This is a genomic window from Paraburkholderia sp. SOS3, assembly GCF_001922345.1.
In the GTDB taxonomy this organism is placed as follows: Bacteria; Pseudomonadota; Gammaproteobacteria; order Burkholderiales; family Burkholderiaceae; genus Paraburkholderia.
On record NZ_CP018811.1, the window covers coordinates 2,966,316 to 2,983,164 of the forward strand.

Annotated in this window: 16 protein-coding genes; 3 read left to right on the forward strand and 13 right to left on the reverse strand. The window is 63.3% G+C overall.

From position 1 onward, the window contains the following. Positions 1-12 precede the first annotated feature (12 nt). The 6 genes from BTO02_RS13230 to BTO02_RS34295 all read right to left on the reverse strand — a co-directional run bounded on the left by BTO02_RS13230 (position 13) and on the right by BTO02_RS34295 (position 4,754). Positions 13-456 carry a hypothetical protein gene (locus tag BTO02_RS13230; protein WP_075157413.1) on the reverse strand — a complete coding sequence of 148 codons (444 nt, stop codon included), beginning with the start codon at positions 454-456 and terminating at the stop codon, positions 13-15. Between the two features lie 44 nt (positions 457-500). After that, positions 501-2,090: an FAD-binding oxidoreductase gene (locus BTO02_RS13235; RefSeq protein ID WP_075157414.1), complete on the reverse strand. Its 1,590-nt coding sequence runs from the start codon at positions 2,088-2,090 to the stop codon at positions 501-503. Between the two features lie 36 nt (positions 2,091-2,126). Continuing rightward, positions 2,127-2,879, reverse strand: a complete 753-nt coding sequence (locus BTO02_RS35510; protein WP_075157415.1) for a hypothetical protein — start codon at positions 2,877-2,879, stop codon at positions 2,127-2,129. Positions 2,880-3,261: 382 nt separating this feature from the next. Next, positions 3,262-4,041, reverse strand: coding sequence for an anti-sigma factor family protein (locus BTO02_RS13245; RefSeq protein ID WP_075157416.1), 780 nt, complete (start codon positions 4,039-4,041; stop codon positions 3,262-3,264). Then, positions 4,038-4,583, reverse strand: a complete 546-nt coding sequence (locus BTO02_RS13250; RefSeq protein ID WP_075157417.1) for an RNA polymerase sigma factor — start codon at positions 4,581-4,583, stop codon at positions 4,038-4,040. The genes BTO02_RS13245 and BTO02_RS13250 overlap by 4 nt, the downstream gene beginning before the upstream one ends. A 30-nt stretch (positions 4,584-4,613) precedes the next feature. After that, positions 4,614-4,754, reverse strand: a complete 141-nt coding sequence (locus BTO02_RS34295) for a hypothetical protein (RefSeq protein WP_156883825.1) — start codon at positions 4,752-4,754, stop codon at positions 4,614-4,616. A gap of 370 nt (positions 4,755-5,124) precedes the next feature. Between BTO02_RS34295 and hfq the strand changes: the two genes are divergently transcribed. After that, entirely contained in the window at positions 5,125-5,640 is a 516-nt protein-coding gene (hfq, locus tag BTO02_RS13255) for an RNA chaperone Hfq (protein WP_075157418.1), read from the forward strand. 13 nt (positions 5,641-5,653) lie between these two features. On the opposite strand, the gene BTO02_RS13260 is transcribed toward hfq, so the two are convergent. Then, the gene (locus BTO02_RS13260; RefSeq protein WP_083615109.1) at positions 5,654-5,884 is read right to left on the reverse strand and encodes a hypothetical protein; all 231 of its coding nucleotides are present in this window, start codon (positions 5,882-5,884) and stop codon (positions 5,654-5,656) included. A gap of 314 nt (positions 5,885-6,198) precedes the next feature. Here BTO02_RS13260 and BTO02_RS13265 point away from each other — a divergent pair, with 314 nt between their 5' ends. Next, the gene (locus BTO02_RS13265) at positions 6,199-6,396 is read left to right on the forward strand and encodes a hypothetical protein (protein ID WP_075158849.1); all 198 of its coding nucleotides are present in this window, start codon (positions 6,199-6,201) and stop codon (positions 6,394-6,396) included. A 145-nt stretch (positions 6,397-6,541) separates the two neighbouring features. Here the strand turns inward: BTO02_RS13265 and BTO02_RS13270 are convergent, their stop codons facing one another. Next, on the reverse strand, positions 6,542-7,264 hold the full coding sequence (locus tag BTO02_RS13270; RefSeq protein WP_075157419.1) for a DUF2968 domain-containing protein: 723 nt from the start codon (positions 7,262-7,264) through the stop codon (positions 6,542-6,544). Between the two features lie 1,153 nt (positions 7,265-8,417). Between BTO02_RS13270 and BTO02_RS13280 the strand changes: the two genes are divergently transcribed. Then, a complete protein-coding gene (locus BTO02_RS13280; RefSeq protein WP_075157421.1) occupies positions 8,418-8,882 on the forward strand; it encodes a DUF2147 domain-containing protein in 465 nt (154 codons plus the stop codon). 135 nt (positions 8,883-9,017) lie between these two features. Here BTO02_RS13280 and BTO02_RS13285 read toward each other — a convergent pair whose 3' ends face one another. From BTO02_RS13285 to BTO02_RS13305, 5 genes are all read right to left on the reverse strand, one after another. Next, a complete protein-coding gene (locus BTO02_RS13285) occupies positions 9,018-9,446 on the reverse strand; it encodes a transposase (RefSeq protein WP_075157422.1) in 429 nt (142 codons plus the stop codon). A 147-nt stretch (positions 9,447-9,593) separates the two neighbouring features. Next, complete coding sequence (zapE, locus tag BTO02_RS13290) at positions 9,594-10,691, reverse strand: cell division protein ZapE (protein WP_075157423.1); 1,098 nt, start codon at positions 10,689-10,691, stop codon at positions 9,594-9,596. 134 nt (positions 10,692-10,825) lie between these two features. After that, positions 10,826-12,256, reverse strand: coding sequence for a dihydrolipoyl dehydrogenase (gene lpdA, locus BTO02_RS13295; RefSeq protein ID WP_075157424.1), 1,431 nt, complete (start codon positions 12,254-12,256; stop codon positions 10,826-10,828). Between the two features lie 136 nt (positions 12,257-12,392). Then, positions 12,393-13,676 carry a 2-oxoglutarate dehydrogenase complex dihydrolipoyllysine-residue succinyltransferase gene (odhB, locus tag BTO02_RS13300; RefSeq protein ID WP_075157425.1) on the reverse strand — a complete coding sequence of 428 codons (1,284 nt, stop codon included), beginning with the start codon at positions 13,674-13,676 and terminating at the stop codon, positions 12,393-12,395. Between the two features lie 219 nt (positions 13,677-13,895). Next, on the reverse strand, positions 13,896-16,754 hold the full coding sequence (locus BTO02_RS13305) for a 2-oxoglutarate dehydrogenase E1 component (protein ID WP_075157426.1): 2,859 nt from the start codon (positions 16,752-16,754) through the stop codon (positions 13,896-13,898). Positions 16,755-16,849 lie beyond the last annotated feature (95 nt).

Sequence of the window (16,849 nt, forward strand, 5' to 3'; positions counted from 1 at the left end):
ACGGTCGCCCCGTCATATGGAAATAACGAACGAAACCGGTGCATTGGCATGCGGCCGGCTCGATTCCGTTGTGCGTGCAACGAGGCGGCCGGGGCGCAGCGCGAGACGCGTCAGCACGAAAAAATCCGACGCGCGTGTGAAGCCGATCAGCGTCGGCGACGGTGCGCGCGCCATGCTTGCCGCAAGCGACGTATGCCAGAGCGCACCGATGTCGTCGCCGATCTCGAAGACGGGAATGGCGAGCCGCGCCGCATGCTCGGCGAATGCATCGGCCCGAGCGAGCGAGGCATCGAACAGCGCGAAAGTCCGTGCGGTGCGCGCGAGCGTCGTGTCTTGCCGTGCGGCATCGTGAGACGCAGCGGCCCGTGCTTCGGCTGTTTCCGCGGCGAGCCACGCCGGCAGCCATGCGGCGCTCGAGTACCACGTGCCGGTCGCGATGAAGGTACGCCGGTCCATCGCCTATCCCGCGGCACGACGATAGCGGCGCGCGCTCGAGGCATTCACGTATAGCCCCGCTTGTCGCGCAATGCGCGCGGCCAGATACCCTGCTTGCCCGGCGACAGAATGCCCGCGGGGTCGAGTGCGTCCTTCACGGTCTCGGACAGGCGCAGCAATGCGCCGTCATTGAAGCTGTACTGTGCGGCCGCGTAATCCATATGCATCAGATGCGACCGGTATTCGCCGTAGCCGGCCGCGCGGACGTCGCTCATCACCGCGCGCAGCAGATCGCCGGCCCGTTCGCTTTGCATGGCGTCGTCGCGATTGAAAATGGCGGCGAAGATGTGGTGCAAGTGCCGCCCGCCGGCCGTGAAACCGCCGTAGTAGTCGAAACCGAATGATGCAGCGCGCCCTTTCACCATCATGTACTGCCGGAACGCGTCGCGGCCCACGGCCGGGCAGATCGGCGAGAAGTCGATATGCGCGCCGGTGCCGCCGCGCCAGTCGAGCATCCTGAACGCGGTCATCGCGGGAATGCCGGCCATGTTGCGATCGCCGCCGCCGGCAGGCTGCGCATCGCCCGCGTATTGCTTCGCGAACGTCGTCGCGCGAGGCACACGCGCAAACGCACGCTGCACGATCCGGTTGCGCGCGTCGAGCAGTTCGTCCGTGCCGTATAGCGCGTAATGCAGATTCCAGCGGCCGACGTCGAGCTTTTTCAGCATCGCGTCGATGGCGCTGTCGGGCATCGCACCGTCGCCGTCGTACCACTGCGCGCGCGGCGAGAGACCGGCCGCGCGCCGCAGGCCGCCTTCGATCACCGCGTGGTTCGTGATCGTGCCGTCAAGACGCAGCGGCCGCAGGATATCGACGATCGCCTCGAGATCGCGCTCATCGTGAAACTGGATTTCGCCGAGCAGATACGCGGGCGGCGCGGGCATCAGCCAGACGCCCATCTTCGTGACGATGCCGTAATTCGACTGCATGAACATCGCATCGAACGAGGGGCCGTAGCCTGGCCGGTACACCTGCCATGACGTGCCGATCTCGATACCGCCCATGCCGGTGCGCACGACATCGCCGTTCGCGAGCACCACTTCCATGCCGCACTGGTTTGCCGCGTGATCGCCGTAGGCGGTATAGCCGAAGCCGCGCTCGAGCGTGTTGCCGATCACGCTGCCCCAGCCGGCAGCGGGTGGATCGACCCACAGCTTGTAGCCGTGTTCGCGCAGGTAGTTGTACAGATCGAAATAGCTGACGCCAGGCTCGACGAGCGCATATGCGAGTGTTTCGTCGACCGCGAGCACGCGGTTCATACGCTGCAAGTCGACCACCACCGAACCGGCGAGACGCGGCGCCGCGCCGCCGTACGCATAGTTGCGGCCCGTCGATACCGTCCACAGCGGAATGCGGTACTCGTTCGCGATACGCAACACCGCCCGGATCTCGTCGACCGACGACGGCAGCAATGCCGCCGATGGCACAAACGCCGCTCCGGCCGGTCCTGGCGCGAACGGATCGAGATAGGACGTGAGCGCGGCGCCGTCGAGCACATGCTCGTCGCCGACGATCGATTGCCATGCGGCAAGCGCACGCTCGAACTGAGCGGCGCTGACATCGGGCGGCAGGATGCGGATCGCGGGCGACGTCATACGCCGACTCCCGGCGATGTATACGCCCCGGCCACGCTAGCGGCCATGGAAACCGCCTCCTCCGCCGTGAAATCCGCCTCCATGGAACCCGCCTCCATGGAATCCACCCCCATGGAAGCCGCCTCCGTGAAATCCGCGGTGAAACCCGCCATGCGCGAAACCGTGCGGATATCCGAAATGAACATGATCGATGTGATGGAAATGATGAAACCGGTCGACGAAGACGAACGACGCGCCGACGCCGAACAGAAACGGCGGCCCCCAGAACGGATCGTACGGATAAGGGTACGGATACGGATAGCCATACGCATAGTATGGATCGTACGGTGGCGCGTCGGGCGCTGCCGCTTCAGTCGCCCCGTCGGGGGCCACGCCGGGTGCCGGGTATGCAGCACCACCGTTGTCGCCCGCATCGTCGTCCGATTCCTCGATTCGCCATGTGCCGTCCGGCTGCCGGCACGCAAGTCCGCTGAACTGCTGCTGCTTGCCGTCGATCTGCGCATTGCCGCTGACGTCGCGGCACTCCTGTCTTGCCTGATCCTGTTCCGCTTGTTGCGCTTGTTGCGCTTGTTCCGCCTGCTGGGCCGGCTCGGCGAATTGCTGGGCGTATTGCTGCGGGTTGGGCGCGCTGCTCGTGTTCTGCGGAACATCGCCGCTTCGCCCATAGCCTTGCGCCCGCTGGTCGCCGTCCGTCTGCGAATCGTTGGGCGGCACATTGAGTTGCGCGCCCGAAGGCGCATTGAACATCGGCGGCCCGGACTCCTGGGCCATCACGGCCTGCCCGCTCATCGCACAGCCCACACAAACAAAAACCCCTGCTGCAAGTCCGAAAATATCGCGCATCGTTTATCCCGTCTCGACGGTGCGGCGCCGCGGCACGAACGCGTGCCATCGCCGTGCAGGCCCTGTCGATTCGCCTGCGTGGCCCGCGCCGCCGGCGCATCGATGCGCCGGAACAGCAGGCCTGCACTTCTATAAACGACACGATGCATATAGCTATTCCGCCGCATTGCGGGCGCGCAGCAGCCGGTTCGTTACCTGGTATTTCCGAACGCTCAGGTCGTGTGTCACCGGGCAAGCGCAACGGCGCAATCCGCGATTCGCGGCATGGGCTCAGCAAGCGATCCGCGCTCGGGCTGATATCGAGGCACGGTCCGTGCAGGCTCGCGTGCTATTGCCACGCTTCCGGCCGGCCGCCGAGCGCGCTGCAGACGTCGATCGCAATCGTGCGCAGTTTGCCCTCCGCGATCGGGCCGGACAGCGCATAGCCCATTCCATCGTTGACCCAATAGAAGGTGCGGCGGTTGCCGTCGCGAAAGAGACGAAATGCCGTTTCGTCTTTCGGCACGCCGGTTACGTAGAGCGTGAGGCGTGCACCGGTCTGGTTCTCGTACATGAATTGCGCGGCCGGCCCCGCTTCGCCGGGCAGAAGCCGCCCGCCGACCAGCGAGTAGCCGTATTCCTGAAGCGACGGGACCGAGAGCTGCCGGTTCAGACGCTTCGACAGCCACGTAATCAGATGCTCTTCCTCGGCCGCTGCGACTTCGACCGGATGACGACGCTCCGGCGTATAGACCGCATACGCGATATCGGCGCGCCGTGCGAACGACATCGTGTCGCCGCCCACGAGTCGCGGCACGAGCGGCGCCGCGCCGAGCGCGAGTCCCGCGCCGGCGACGAGCCAGCACGCGGCGATGCCCGCGCGCTGCCACCACGACGAACGCGACCGCAGGACCACGAATTGCGTGTCGTCGCGCGTCGTCGCTCCGCACAATGCGCGCAACGCCTCCTTCTGCGCGCGCCATGCGGCGACCTGCGCGGCCGCCTGCTCGTCGCGTTCGAGATGCTCTCGCACCGCGGCCGTGTCGTTCTCGCTCAGTTCGTTGTCGACGAACGCCGACAGCATGCGCAGGTCGGGCGAGGATGCGGGATGGCGGGCGTCGTTGTTCATGAAGAATTTCTCACCACTTTCAGCGACGGGGACTTGTGCGGCTTTTCCTGCGAGTCTGGCCGATCAGGACCTTCGGTCAGCATCAGTCTCATCTGCTCGCGCGCGCGCGACAGTCGGGACATCACCGTTCCAACCGGCACGCCGAGCGCAATCGACGCTTCCTGATAACTGAACTCCTCGACGCAGACGAGCAGCACGACTTCGCGCTGCTCGACCGACAGACTGTAAAGCGCACGTTGCACGTCGCGCAATATCAGTCCGTCGACTTCGCCGCGCGGCGCCTCGAGGTTGCGCCACGGCGCGCTTTCCTCGTCGACGGCCACCTCGCGGCGCACGCGCAGCTGGTCGATATAGAGATGCCGGAGAATCGTAAGCAGCCACGCGCGCAGGTTGCTGTTCGGCCTGAACGCCTTCCAGCGGGCGAGCGCGCGCTCGGCCGTATCCTGAACCAGATCGTCCGCCCAAGCGTGATCTCCCGTCAGCGCGCGCGCGTATCGACGTAGCTGCGGGAGCCAGGATACGACCTCTGCTTCGAAACTCACCCGGCTGGCAAACCGCGCGTCATCTGCGGATCAATATCCGCCGGAAGAACTGGAGCCGCTGCCGCCGCTCGCGCCGCCGCTGCCCATATCGCTGCAGCCGGTTGTCACAAGCGCCGCCGCGCCGAGCGCGACGAGCATGCAAAGGGTACTGACGAGTCGAGTCAACTTCATATGAGCCTCTTCTTTGGGTACGGGCCGGGCGGCCTCGTGAACGGGGAACGGATATTCGTGGAACGTGAAAGCGGGACTGCACCTGAACAAAACGAGAGTTCCGCGCGATTTATTCCGTCCCGACCCGCCGTTTTTTAAAGTTATGCCAAATCGGTTACAGCGACGTCTTTTTCGCCTCTGGCCGCTCGCCGGGCAGTGCGTGACGATGTCGAATGCAAAGATTCGTAACGCAACGTTACACATCGTATTTAACGGATGCTTATGCGCGCGCAAGCCGTTATAGTGGTCGACAAGTTCGTCGATTAGTACGCGTATGTGCCGACCCATGTAGAATCCCGGCGAACAACCGCACTTCCACACACAATCGTCCATGCCTTCCGCAGAATCGCACCCGCAAAACGACTTCATGAACGCCGCGCGCAAAGAAAGAAAGCGCGTCGAAATTTATCTCGTCAACGGTATCCGTCTGACGGGATGCATCGAGTCGTTCGATCAGTACCTCGTGATGCTGCGCACGCCTGTCGGGCTGCAGGGCATCTACAAGCGTGCCATCTCGACCATCCAGCTCGACACCGGCACGCGTCCGGGGCCTCGCGCCGGCCGGCCGTCGCATGGCGAGCATTCGTCGCGCGGACCGCATGGCTCGCACGGGTCGCATCGCGATTCGCCGCGCGAACCGCGCGAGTCGTATGGCGGCGGCGCGCCAGCATCATCTGAACGCTCGGGCTCCGACACACCGGTCGTCGTCACGCGCCGCCGGCGTCTGTTCGGCGCGGGCTCGAGCGACAACCACGGCCACGGCAATAGCCACGGCAATAGCCACGGCAACAACAACCACGGCAACAATCACGGCGGCTCGGGCAACAACAACAACAACAACGAATAACCGCAAAGCGCGCCTAGCCGTTCGGTCCGGCGAGGCGCTTGAGCATCCGCTCGATGCGCATCCCTTGCTGGTGCGTAAGCTGGTAACTTCCCTGAACCGCCAGCACACGACGGCGCCAGTACTGGGCGTCGAACATGTCGAGCATGGGTTGCCGCGTCGCCCACTCCAGATGCTCGAGTTCCGCGTCCACCACATGGGACGCATTCCAGCGCGGTATTCGGTCCGACCCGTCCGTCTCCACCATGGCTCACCTCGTCGTTGTGTCCGCGGACGGCTCGATGTGTCTCGGCCAGACGATTCGCAAAAGGCGGCCGTTGTCGCGCAGTGGAGCTAAAACGAAATCCCGCGCTGAAAATTCCATTGATCGCCGCGCGGCCCGCGGGGCACGCGATTGCGGCGGCGTTCATGCGACGCTTATTGAAATGCAGCGGCGGTCGAACCGCGACCTTGGCCGTGACTGTGCAAGATTAAGATTGGCCTTATGCCGTTCGGTCGAGTGTTGTCGATAGTGGCTTTGCGCTATTCTGGTTGTTCGACAACGTCCGAGCGGAGAGCGATATGTCCACGTCGAAGCCGAAATCTCAACCGGCCGAGCTCAGCGTCGAGCGGCGCCTCGACGAGGCACTCGCGGAAACCTTTCCGGCCAGCGATCCGATTGCCGTCGATCCCGAAGAACCGAAGCATCCTCCGGCAAAGCCGAAGGCGGGGGCGGCGAAACAGCCTGCGCCACACGGCACGCGGCCGAAGCACCCATAAGCGGAACCGGCCGGGCCTATCACCTCAGCCAAGTGCTACGCGCCCGAGGCGGTGCTGACCGCCCGGCGCCACTGCAGCGCAGATCCGGCAGCACGCCGTAGCGCAGCGCATTCAGCAAGCACGTGCACTACTACGGCGCGTGCGATCAACGAATTGGCAGGCCGCTGTCCAACTGGCGCTGCAATTCGCGCACCTGGCGCTGCGTATCGCGCAGCTGGGCTTGTGCCTGCGTCTTCTGTTGCTGCAACGCGCTCGCTTCGGCGCGGTTCTGCGCCTGCTGGCTGTTCACGATCGTCTGCTGCTGGCGTGCGATCGACAGGTCGGCCTGCAACCGGTTCGCGCGGTCCTGTGACAATTCGATCAGGTGATCCGTGAACGCCTTTTGCGCTTCGAGCTTCGTGCGCCGGATTTCGACTTCGGACAGTTGCGCGGTCTGGCGCACGAAGTCGCGATAGATCATCTCGGCACGCTGATCGTCGGAGGTCTTGATCACACGCCAGAAGTTTTTCTTCTGGAAGAGCGCGACGTAGTACGTCACTTCCTTGCCGTAGAACATCAGGCTCGCGCCATAACTGCCGTTGTACGTCGTGCGCATTTCGGTCAGATCGGGGCCGTGGATCATCTGTTGCAGTTCCGCCACATTGCCTGTAGCGGACTGCTTTGCCTCGTCTGGCGTCAGCGCAATCGTTTGACCCGACGGGACGGACGAAGCCGCCAGCGTGTCCGGCTGCGCCGCCGCTGTCGTTTCCACGGCCGCCCCGCTCGCGGCACTGTCCGACACCGCTTCCTGCGCAAAGGCGGCCTGCATTCCCCCGGTCGCGATCAATACCGACAGCACGATCTGCCGGGCTTTCGACTTCTGGTCCATGTAATTCCTGCTTTGAACAGTTTTTTGTTTTCACCCAATCGTCTCATTATTACTCAGTTTCTCGCGTTTCGGGTTCATCGTCGAAAATTTGATACTTCCTCATCTTCTTCTCTCGCACCTTGGAACGAGCGCCGAGGTGTCGCGCCGCGAGTGGCGCCGGCAGCGGTTCGCGTTCGACGCTGCCCGCATGCGGTTTCGCTCGTTGATATCGCGCTTGCCGCGGTCGATCGGCACTTCAGCCGCGGCGCGCCGGATGCCTGCCGACCGTTGCGTGCACGCGTCAGAAGACGCTGCAGCGCATCGCGTTCCGCGCGCGGGCGAGAGGCACTTTCACGCCGATCCGAGTCATCGCGTTGTGAAGTTCGCTGACGTTGCCGGAAAAGCGGGAACACCGATCGCATCAACCAGCCGATAACGGCATACCGGACGACGTCCGAGTCGCCCGACGCCCGTCGTCGACGCAATCAACGACGTGCAAGGGTTGTCGCGGAGTAACCGCCTTGCCGATGTCGCGACCGCGCTCGCACTGTCCACTGTCTATTCGAGCATGAGCGGGTCGATACTGGCACCGGCATCGCTTTCAATCGCCCCGGCCGCTCGGCGTCTGCAGGCGATCGCGAAAACGGACTGGCGTCACCCGGTCGGCAGTCGGACGTCTCGTCTCCATGCCAAAGAGGCGCGCCGATGCTCGAACGTCGTCACAGTCGGGGCAGTGCCGAACGATGGCAATCGACAAGGCGACGGTCGATGCTTCGCACTACCAGGGCATCATTACTCGCATTGCGGCATGCCCATCGATCCGGCGTCCGCGGGTCGAAGACACACGTCGGCCATCCGTCCGTCAACTGCGGATCGATGTCGCAGCTTGTATCTCTCGAACCGAATAACGCCGGCATCGCGGGCGGGCGATTAGAAGACTTCCTATCAGACAGCGCGCGTCCTCTAACGTATTCTGCGACATCGACCGAACCGGCCCGCAGCGAAGCCGGTTCGCGCGGCACGCTGCACGCGTAGAAGCAAGCGCACAAACGAAAGGCCGAAAGAAGCCTCCCGCGAATGTGATTCACAATGCATCCGGCCGAGATGACTGGGAAATGACCAACGCGGACCAACGCGTCTCGCCTTCGCGACGATACGAACAAGGAGCACAGCAATGACGCAATTCTCTGGTCGCGCCCTGCGCAACGCGACCCTGGCCGGTGTGCTGTTCGCAAGCGCCGCTGCTGCGTTTGCACAAAGCAGCAGCCCGGTCGGCATGTGGCAGACCGTCGACGATCATACGCATCAGCCCAAGGCGATCGTGCAGATCACGCAGGACGAGAACGGCACGCTAACCGGCAAGGTGATCAAGGGGCTCAACCCGAACGAGCCGCCCGGCCGCCGGTGCACCGCATGTACCGACGCGCGCAAGGATCAGCCGATCATCGGGATGACGATCATCGACGATATGAAAAAGGACGGCGACGGCTGGGACGGCGGGCAGATCCTCGACCCCGACAACGGCAAGGTCTACCGCTGCAAGATGCACACCGAAGACGGCGGACAGAAGCTTGTCGTGCGCGGCTATATCGGCATCTCGCTGCTCGGCCGGTCGCAGACGTGGATTCGTGAGCAATGAGCGATCGGCACGTGCGATGCCTTCGCGTATGAAAAACGGCCGGCGGTATGGACCTGCCGGCCGGCTGCTTCTTCAAAGGAAATGCGCTTTGCGCGACTCGCGTCGTTCGACTGACTGCCTGGCGTCGCGCATCCGTCACGCCGCGTGCTTGAGCGAGCCGCCATATTCGTACACCGGCGCACTGGACGGCGCCTGTGCGTACTCGACAGGCGCTGCGGCAACGGATAGTTCGTCCGCCTGACCCGCGACATGTACGCGCATGCGCGCTTCGATCGAGTTGCACAAGTCCGTGCCCGCCGCGCCGAACAGTTGCTCGAGCATGCGCTTGAGCACGCCCGACTGATGCCACGCCTTGAAGCGGCGATGGCAGGTTTGATACGACGGGTATTTGCGCGGCATGGCGGACCACGTAGCGCCGCTGTACATCACCCACAGCACGCCGTTGAGCACGGCCCGGGTGTTGGCAAGAGGCCGGCCGCGCAGTTCGGAACGCGGCCGTAGTTCAGGAAGCAGCGGCGCGACGCGCAGCCACTCTTCATCGGTTAGATCACGGTATGGGGTCAAGGTATCCTCCTTCGTCGATACCCGACGACGATATCGACTGACCCACACACCGAATATCAGAACAATCCGAATCTTGAAAATGCGACGCGTCCCGACGCCATTCGGCGCAACGCGCCGCGCGTTATCTCGTTCAGTTGAATTCCATCACTACGTAAGCGATGTGTCGACGGTACGCCGTGGCGTATCCAGATATTCCTTCGATTGCATTTCGACGATGCGCGACACGGTCCGCGTGAACTCGTTCGCCATCGGCCCTTCCACGTAGAGCTGTTCGGGCGGGACCGCCGCCGACATCAGCAGTTTCACCTTGTGGTCGTAGAACACGTCGATGAGCCACGTGAAGCGGCGCGCTTCCGACTGCATGCGCGGCGTCATTTGCGGCACGTCGGAAAGGATCACCGCATGAAAGCGCGAGGCGAGCTCCAGATAGTCGTTCTGCGAGCGCGGACCGCCGCACAGCGTCGCGAAATCGAACCAGACGACGCCGTCCGCGCGGCGCAGCGCCTTCAGCTCGCGCTTTTCGATATGCAGCAGCGGACTTTCGTCGGGCACCGCGGCGAGTCGCGCGTAGGCATCGCGCAACGCCTTGTCGGCGGCGGCGCCAAGCGGCGTGAGATAGACCTCGACCTGCGACAGCGTGCGCTGACGGTAATCGACACCCGCATCGACGTTGATCACATCGAGCTTGCTCTTGATCAGCTCGATCGCGGGCAGCATGCGGTCGCGGTGCAAACCGTCCGGATACAGCGTATCGGGGTCGTAGTTGGACGTCATCACGAACTGCACGCCGTTCGTAAACAGCCGGTCGAGCAGGCGGTACAGGATCATCGCATCGGCAATGTCCGACACGTGGAATTCGTCGAAGCAGATGAGCCGGTAGCGCTTCGCGATCCGGCGTGCGAGTTCGTCGAGCGGATCGGCCTGCCCTTTCAGCTCGTCGAGTTCGCGATGCACTTCGCGCATGAATTCGTGGAAGTGCAGGCGTGTCTTGCGCGTGAGCGGCACGATCATATAGAAGCTGTCCATCAGGAAGCTCTTGCCGCGGCCCACGCCGCCCCACATGTAGACGCCGCGCGGCAAGTCCGGATGCATGATCAGCTTCATGAACGCATTCGGCCGGCGCGCCTTGTACGCCACCCACTCTTCATAGCATCGCTGCAGACGATCGACTGCCGCGCGTTGCGCAGGGTCGGACTGATAACCCCGAGTCTGCAGCTCGTTTTCGTAGTATTCGGTGACGTTCATCGTGTGCGGCTTGTGTAGCTCATGTGACTTGTGCGATCGACGCACTTGCACAGCAGATAAGACGAAGGCGGGAGGGTTCGCACCCTGCCCGCCTTCGTCGTGATACCCAATGCGAGGAATCGGGCTCTTCGGACTTACATGTTCAGCGCGCGCTTGTCGACGGCGAGCGCCGCTTCACGCATCACCTCGGACAGCGACGGATGCGGATGGCAAATGCGGCCGATATCTTCCGACGCGGCCTTGAACTCCATCGCCACCACGGCTTCCGCGATCAGATCGGACGCGTTCGCCGAAATGATATGCACGCCGAGCAGCTCGTCGGTCTTCGCGTCGGCGATCATCTTGACGAAACCGTCGGCTTTATTGATGCCGAGTGCGCGACCATTCGCCATGAACGGGAACTGGCCCGTCTTGATCTCGCGGCCTTCGGCCTTCAGCTGCTGCTCGGTCTTGCCGACCCATGCGATTTCCGGCTCGGTGTAGATCACCCACGGAATGCAGTTGTAGTCGATATGCGGCTTCTGCCCGTCGATGATTTCGGCGACCAGCACGCCTTCGTCTTCGGCCTTGTGGGCGAGCATCGGACCGCGCACGACATCGCCGATCGCGTAGACGTTCGGCACGCTCGTCGCGCAGTGATCGTCGACGTCGATAAAGCCGCGCTCGTTCGCCTTCAGGCCGATCGCCTCGAGACCGAGATTGTCGGTATTCGGCACGCGGCCGATCGACACGATCAGGCGGTCGGCGTCGAGCGTCTGCGCGTTGCCGTCCTTGTCCGTATAAGCGATCGACACGCTGTTCGCAGTGGTCTTCACTTCGCCCACCTTCACGCCGACGTGAATGTCGAGGCCCTGCTTCCTGAACTGCTTGGCGGCTTCCTTCGCGAGCGCCTGGTCGGCCGCGCCGAGGAACTCGGGCAGCGCTTCGAGCACGGTCACGTCGGCGCCGAGACGCCGCCACACCGAGCCGAGTTCCAGACCGATCACGCCCGCGCCGATCACGGCGAGCTTCTTCGGCACTTCGGTAAACGACAACGCGCCTTCGTTATCGGCGACGATCCTGTTGTCGACCGGCACGTTCGGCAGATGGCGCGCCTTCGAACCCGTCGCGATGATCACGTTCTTCGCGACGACGGTCTCGGTTTCGCCTTCGCCGCTGACTTCGATCTGCACGCCGGCGTCGCTCCTGCCCATGAACTTGCCGTGGCCCTTGAGCCACGTGATCTTGTTCTTGCGGAACAGGAACTCGATGCCCTTCGTCATCTTCTCGACGATGCTTTCCTTGCGCGACAACATCTTCGCGATGTCGACCTTGACATTTTCCACGCTGATGCCGTGGTCCGCGAGATGGTGCGACGCGTTCTCGAACTCTTCCGACGAGGCGAGCAGCGCCTTCGACGGGATGCAGCCGACGTTCAGACACGTGCCGCCGAGCTTCAGCGCGCCGGCCGGGTTCTTCCACTTTTCGATACAGGCGACGCTCTTGCCGAGTTGCGCGGCACGGATCGCGGCGATATAGCCGCCGGGACCGGCACCGATCACGACGACGTCAAATTCTTTGGACATGACAATCCTTTGGAGAGGAAGGCGCCGCACAGCCACGCTTCGTGGCGCGCGACGCTCCGGTACTGACTGCGTACTGTGAACGACATGCGCGTTGCCTCGCTACCACCGAGGCAAGCGCGAGGCGCTGTACGGCGGCTTACAGGTCGAGCAGCAAGCGCGCCGGGTCTTCGAGCGCATCCTTCATCGCGACGAGCGACAGCACCGCTTCGCGGCCGTCGATGATCCGGTGATCGTACGACAGCGCGAGGTAGTTGATCGGACGGATCACGATCTGGCCGTTCTCGACAACCGGCCGCTCCTTCGTCGCATGCACGCCCAGAATGGCCGACTGCGGCGGGTTGATGATCGGCGTCGACAGCATCGAACCGAACACGCCGCCGTTCGAGATCGAGAACGTGCCGCCCGTCATTTCTTCGATCGACAGCTTGCCGTCCTTCGCCTTCTGGCCGAATTCGGCGATCTTCTTTTCGATGTCGGCGAGGCTCATCTGGTCCGCGTTGCGCAGGATCGGCACGACGAGGCCGCGCGGCGAGCCAACTGCGATACCGATGTCGAAGTAGCCGTGATAGACGATGTCGTTGCCGTCGATCGACGCGTTCACGAGCGGGAATTTCTTCAGCGCATGGACAGCCGCCTTCACGAAGAACGACATGAAGCCGAGCTTCACGCCGTGTTCCTTCTCGAAGCGGTCCTTGTACTTGTTGCGCAGATCCATGACCGGAGCCATGTTCACTTCGTTGAACGTCGTGAGGATCGCGTTCGTTTGCTGCGACTCGAGCAGACGCTCGGCGATACGCGCGCGCAGGCGCGACATCGGCACACGCTGCTCCGGACGATCCTGCAGCCATTGATCCGCACCCGGCGCCTTGACGTCGGGCAGCGACGGACGCGCAGCCTTCGGCGCGGCAGCCGGTGCCGGCGCGGCCTTCGGGGCCGGGGATGCCGAACCCGCCGCCGCTGCCCCGACGACGTCCTGCTTCGTGATACGGCCATCGCGGCCCGTGCCGGCGACGTCGCCGGCCGACAGGTTTTTCTCGGCCATCAGCTTCGTGGCAGCCGGCGACGACGCTGCATTCGCGTTCGCTGCGGCGGGCGCTGCCTGTGCCGCCTGCGCCGGAGCGGCTTCGGCCTGCGGCGCGGGCTTCACTTCGGCTTCGACGGCTGCGGCGCCTGCCTTGCCTTCGGTGTCGATCTTCGCGATCACTTCGTCGGCGACGACGATGTCGCCGTCGTGCTTGATGACCTGCGCCAGCACGCCGGCGGACGGCGCCGGCACTTCGAGCACGACTTTATCGGTCTCGATTTCAATAAGGATTTCGTCCTGCGTCACCGCTTCACCCGGCTTCTTCTTCCACTGCAGCATCGTGGCTTCGGACACCGACTCGGAAAGCTGGGGAACCTTGACTTCAACAATAGACATGTGATTTTCCTGGGACTCTATATGAGCGTATTTGGCTAACCGCGTGATTCAGCGCGTGATTCAGCAAATGACCGAGCGAATGACTCGTCGCATGATTCGCGCGTGTTCTGAGGCTCTGTTCTGGAGACGTCGTTCTGTCGCTAAGGGAAGCGAACCGCGTGCGCACTGCGAGATGCGCCGCGGGAAAGCGCGCTTGCGCTTTCCCGGTTCGCGTTGCCGTTATTTAACGATTGCTGCGCCCTTCAGACGGCCGAAAGCGCCTTCGACGAGCGCCTTCTGCTGCTCGTAGTGCTTCGCGTAGTAACCGACGGCCGGCGATGCCGATGCCGGGCGGCCGCTGTACGCGAGCTTCTGGCCTTCCTTCATGCCTTCCTTCAGGTGGTGCTCGATGTAGAACCACGGGCCCTGATTCTGCGGCTCGTCCTGCACCCAGACCACCTCGGTCGCGTTGTCGTACTTCTTCATTTCCGCTTCGAACTGCTTGTGCGCAAACGGATAAAGCTGTTCGACACGGATGATCGCGACGTCGGTCGACTTCGCTTCGCGGCGATGCGCGACGAGGTCGAAATACACGCGGCCCGAGCATGCGAGCACGCGCTTGACCTTCTTCGGATCGATCGAATCGTCGACCTCGCCGATGACCGTCTGGAACGAACCCTTCGCGAGTTCGGACAGATCCGACACGGCTTCCTTGTGACGCAGCAGCGACTTCGGCGTGAAGACAATCAGCGGCTTGCGGAACAGGCGGATCATCTGACGGCGCATCAGATGGAAAATCTGCGCCGGCGTGGTCGGCTGGACCACTTGCATGTTGTGGTCCGCGCACAGTTGCAGGAAACGCTCGATGCGCGACGACGAATGCTCCGGACCCTGGCCTTCATACCCGTGCGGCAGCAGCATGGTCAGACCCGAGACGCGGCCCCACTTCACTTCGCCCGACGAGATGAACTGGTCGATCACGACCTGCGCGCCGTTCACGAAGTCGCCGAACTGGCCTTCCCATGCGACGAACGTATTCGGTTCGGCGGTCGAGTAGCCGTACTCGAAACCGAGCACCGCTTCTTCGGACAGCACGGAGTCGATGACCGTGAACTTCGCCTGACCGTCCGCGACGTTCTGCAGCGGCACGTACGTGCCGTCGTTCCAGCGCTCCCGGTTCTGGTCGTGCAGCACCGCGTGACGGTGCGTGAACGTGCCGCGGCCCGAATCCTGGCCCGTCAGACGCACGGCGTAGCCTGATGCGACGAGCGACGCGAACGCGAGGTGCTCGCCCATGCCCCAGTCGAGCGGCGCTTCGCCGCGGCCCATCGCACGACGGTCGTTGATCACGCGCTCGACGAGCGGGTGCAGCTTGAAGCTTTCCGGAATCGTCGTGATGCGCTCGGCGAGGCGCTTCAGTTCCGCGAGCGGCACGGCCGTGTCGGCGGCGTCGGTCCATTTGCGGTTCAGGAACGGCACCCAGTCGACCGCGTACTTGCTCTTGTAGTTCGAGAGCACCGGGTCGATCGTGTGATGGCCTTCGTCCATCGCCTTGCGGTAGGCCTTGACGAACTCGTCGCCCTGTTCAGCGGTGATGACGCCCTGCTGCACGAGCTTTTCCGCGTACAGCGCGCGCGTGCCCGGGTGCCTGGCGATCGTCTTGTACATCAATGGCTGCGTGACCGCCGGCGTGTCCTGCTCGTTGTGGCCGAGCTTGCGGAAGCAGATGATGTCGACCACGACATCCTTGTGGAACTGCATGCGGTAGTCGATGGCCAGCTGCGTGGCGAGCACGACCGCTTCCGGATCGTCGCCGTTCACGTGCAGCACCGGCGCCTCGATCATCTTGACCACGTCCGTGCAATACAGCGTGGAGCGCGAGTCGCGCGGATCCGACGTCGTAAAGCCGATCTGGTTGTTGATGACGATATGCAGCGTGCCGTGCGTGCCATAACCGCGCGTCTGCGCAAGGTTCAGCGTTTCCATCACGACGCCCTGGCCGGCGAAGGCCGCGTCGCCGTGGATCTGCACCGGCAGCACCTGCAGGCCTACGTCGTCGCCGCGACGGTCCATACGGGCCTTCGCCGAACCTTCGACAACCGGGTTGACGATTTCGAGGTGCGACGGGTTGAACGCGAGCGACAGGTGAACCGGGCCGCCTTCGGTCGCGACATCCGACGAGAAGCCCTTGTGGTACTTCACATCGCCGGCCGGCAGATCGTCGACGTGCTTGCCTTCGAATTCGGCGAACAGGTCGGCCGGCATCTTGCCGAGCGTGTTCACGAGCACATTCAGACGGCCGCGGTGCGCCATGCCGATGACGATTTCCTGCACGCCCTTTGCGCCGCCGTGACGCACGACCTCATCCATCGATGCGATGAAGCTCTCGCCGCCTTCGAGCGAGAAGCGCTTCTGGCCGACGTATTTCGTATGCAGGAAGCGCTCGAGACCTTCGGCCGCGGTCAGGCGGTTCAGGATGTGCTTCTTCTTCTCGCTCGAGAAGTTCGGCGTCGAGCGGATCGATTCGAGCCGCTCCTTCCACCAGCGCTTCTGCTCGGGATCGCTGATGTACATGTACTCGGCGCCGATCGTGCCGCAATACGTGTCGCGCAGATTCTTCACGATGTCGCGCAGCGATGCGTGCTCGAAGCCGAAGTACAGCGCATTCGCGTTGAACACCTGGTCCATGTCGGCTTCGGTGAAGTCGTAGAACGCGGGTTCGAGTTCAGGGATCGGGGGACGTTCGCGGCGCTTCAGCGGATCGAGATTGGCCCATTGCGAGCCAAGGAAGCGGTATGCGTCGATGAGGGACTGGACAAAAACCTGTTTGCGGGCAGTGGATTCTTCCGCACCGCCTGCGACGCGCGGCAGGAAAGCATTCGCTTTCGCGCGCTGGGCGAACGATTCGACGATCGGGCCGTGGGCCACGTCGTTAGCACTGGTGCCATCCGATGCAGGAGTGTTCTGCAACGCGTCGAAATAGCTGCGCCAGTTCTCGGGCACTGACGCCGGATTGTCGAGATACGCTTCGTACAGTTCTTCTACGTACGGAGCATTGCCGCCGAACAGATACGAGTTCAGCTGGAATTGCTTCATCATGTTTACGCTCACCTTTCGTCGAGTTTCTCGAGAAATAGCGGGTTGTTGAACCTTCCGCGACACGGCCTGACCGTTTAGCGGATTGCGCGAATCAA

Bases quoted from the DNA above. Each gene is read 5' to 3' on its own strand.
- BTO02_RS13230 (WP_075157413.1), bottom strand. From the start codon at position 456: ATGGACCGGCGTACCTTCATCGCGACCGGCACGTGGTACTCGAGCGCC.
- BTO02_RS13235 (WP_075157414.1), bottom strand. From the start codon at position 2,090: ATGACGTCGCCCGCGATCCGCATCCTGCCGCCCGATGTCAGCGCCGCT.
- BTO02_RS35510 (WP_075157415.1), bottom strand. From the start codon at position 2,879: ATGAGCGGGCAGGCCGTGATGGCCCAGGAGTCCGGGCCGCCGATGTTC.
- BTO02_RS13245 (WP_075157416.1), bottom strand. From the start codon at position 4,041: ATGAACAACGACGCCCGCCATCCCGCATCCTCGCCCGACCTGCGCATG.
- BTO02_RS34295 (WP_156883825.1), bottom strand. From the start codon at position 4,754: ATGAAGTTGACTCGACTCGTCAGTACCCTTTGCATGCTCGTCGCGCTC.
- hfq (WP_075157418.1), top strand. From the start codon at position 5,125: ATGCCTTCCGCAGAATCGCACCCGCAAAACGACTTCATGAACGCCGCG.
- BTO02_RS13260 (WP_083615109.1), bottom strand. From the start codon at position 5,884: ATGGTGGAGACGGACGGGTCGGACCGAATACCGCGCTGGAATGCGTCC.
- BTO02_RS13265 (WP_075158849.1), top strand. From the start codon at position 6,199: ATGTCCACGTCGAAGCCGAAATCTCAACCGGCCGAGCTCAGCGTCGAG.
- BTO02_RS13270 (WP_075157419.1), bottom strand. From the start codon at position 7,264: ATGGACCAGAAGTCGAAAGCCCGGCAGATCGTGCTGTCGGTATTGATC.
- BTO02_RS13280 (WP_075157421.1), top strand. From the start codon at position 8,418: ATGACGCAATTCTCTGGTCGCGCCCTGCGCAACGCGACCCTGGCCGGT.
- zapE (WP_075157423.1), bottom strand. From the start codon at position 10,691: ATGAACGTCACCGAATACTACGAAAACGAGCTGCAGACTCGGGGTTAT.
- lpdA (WP_075157424.1), bottom strand. From the start codon at position 12,256: ATGTCCAAAGAATTTGACGTCGTCGTGATCGGTGCCGGTCCCGGCGGC.
- odhB (WP_075157425.1), bottom strand. From the start codon at position 13,676: ATGTCTATTGTTGAAGTCAAGGTTCCCCAGCTTTCCGAGTCGGTGTCC.
- BTO02_RS13305 (WP_075157426.1), bottom strand. From the start codon at position 16,754: ATGATGAAGCAATTCCAGCTGAACTCGTATCTGTTCGGCGGCAATGCT.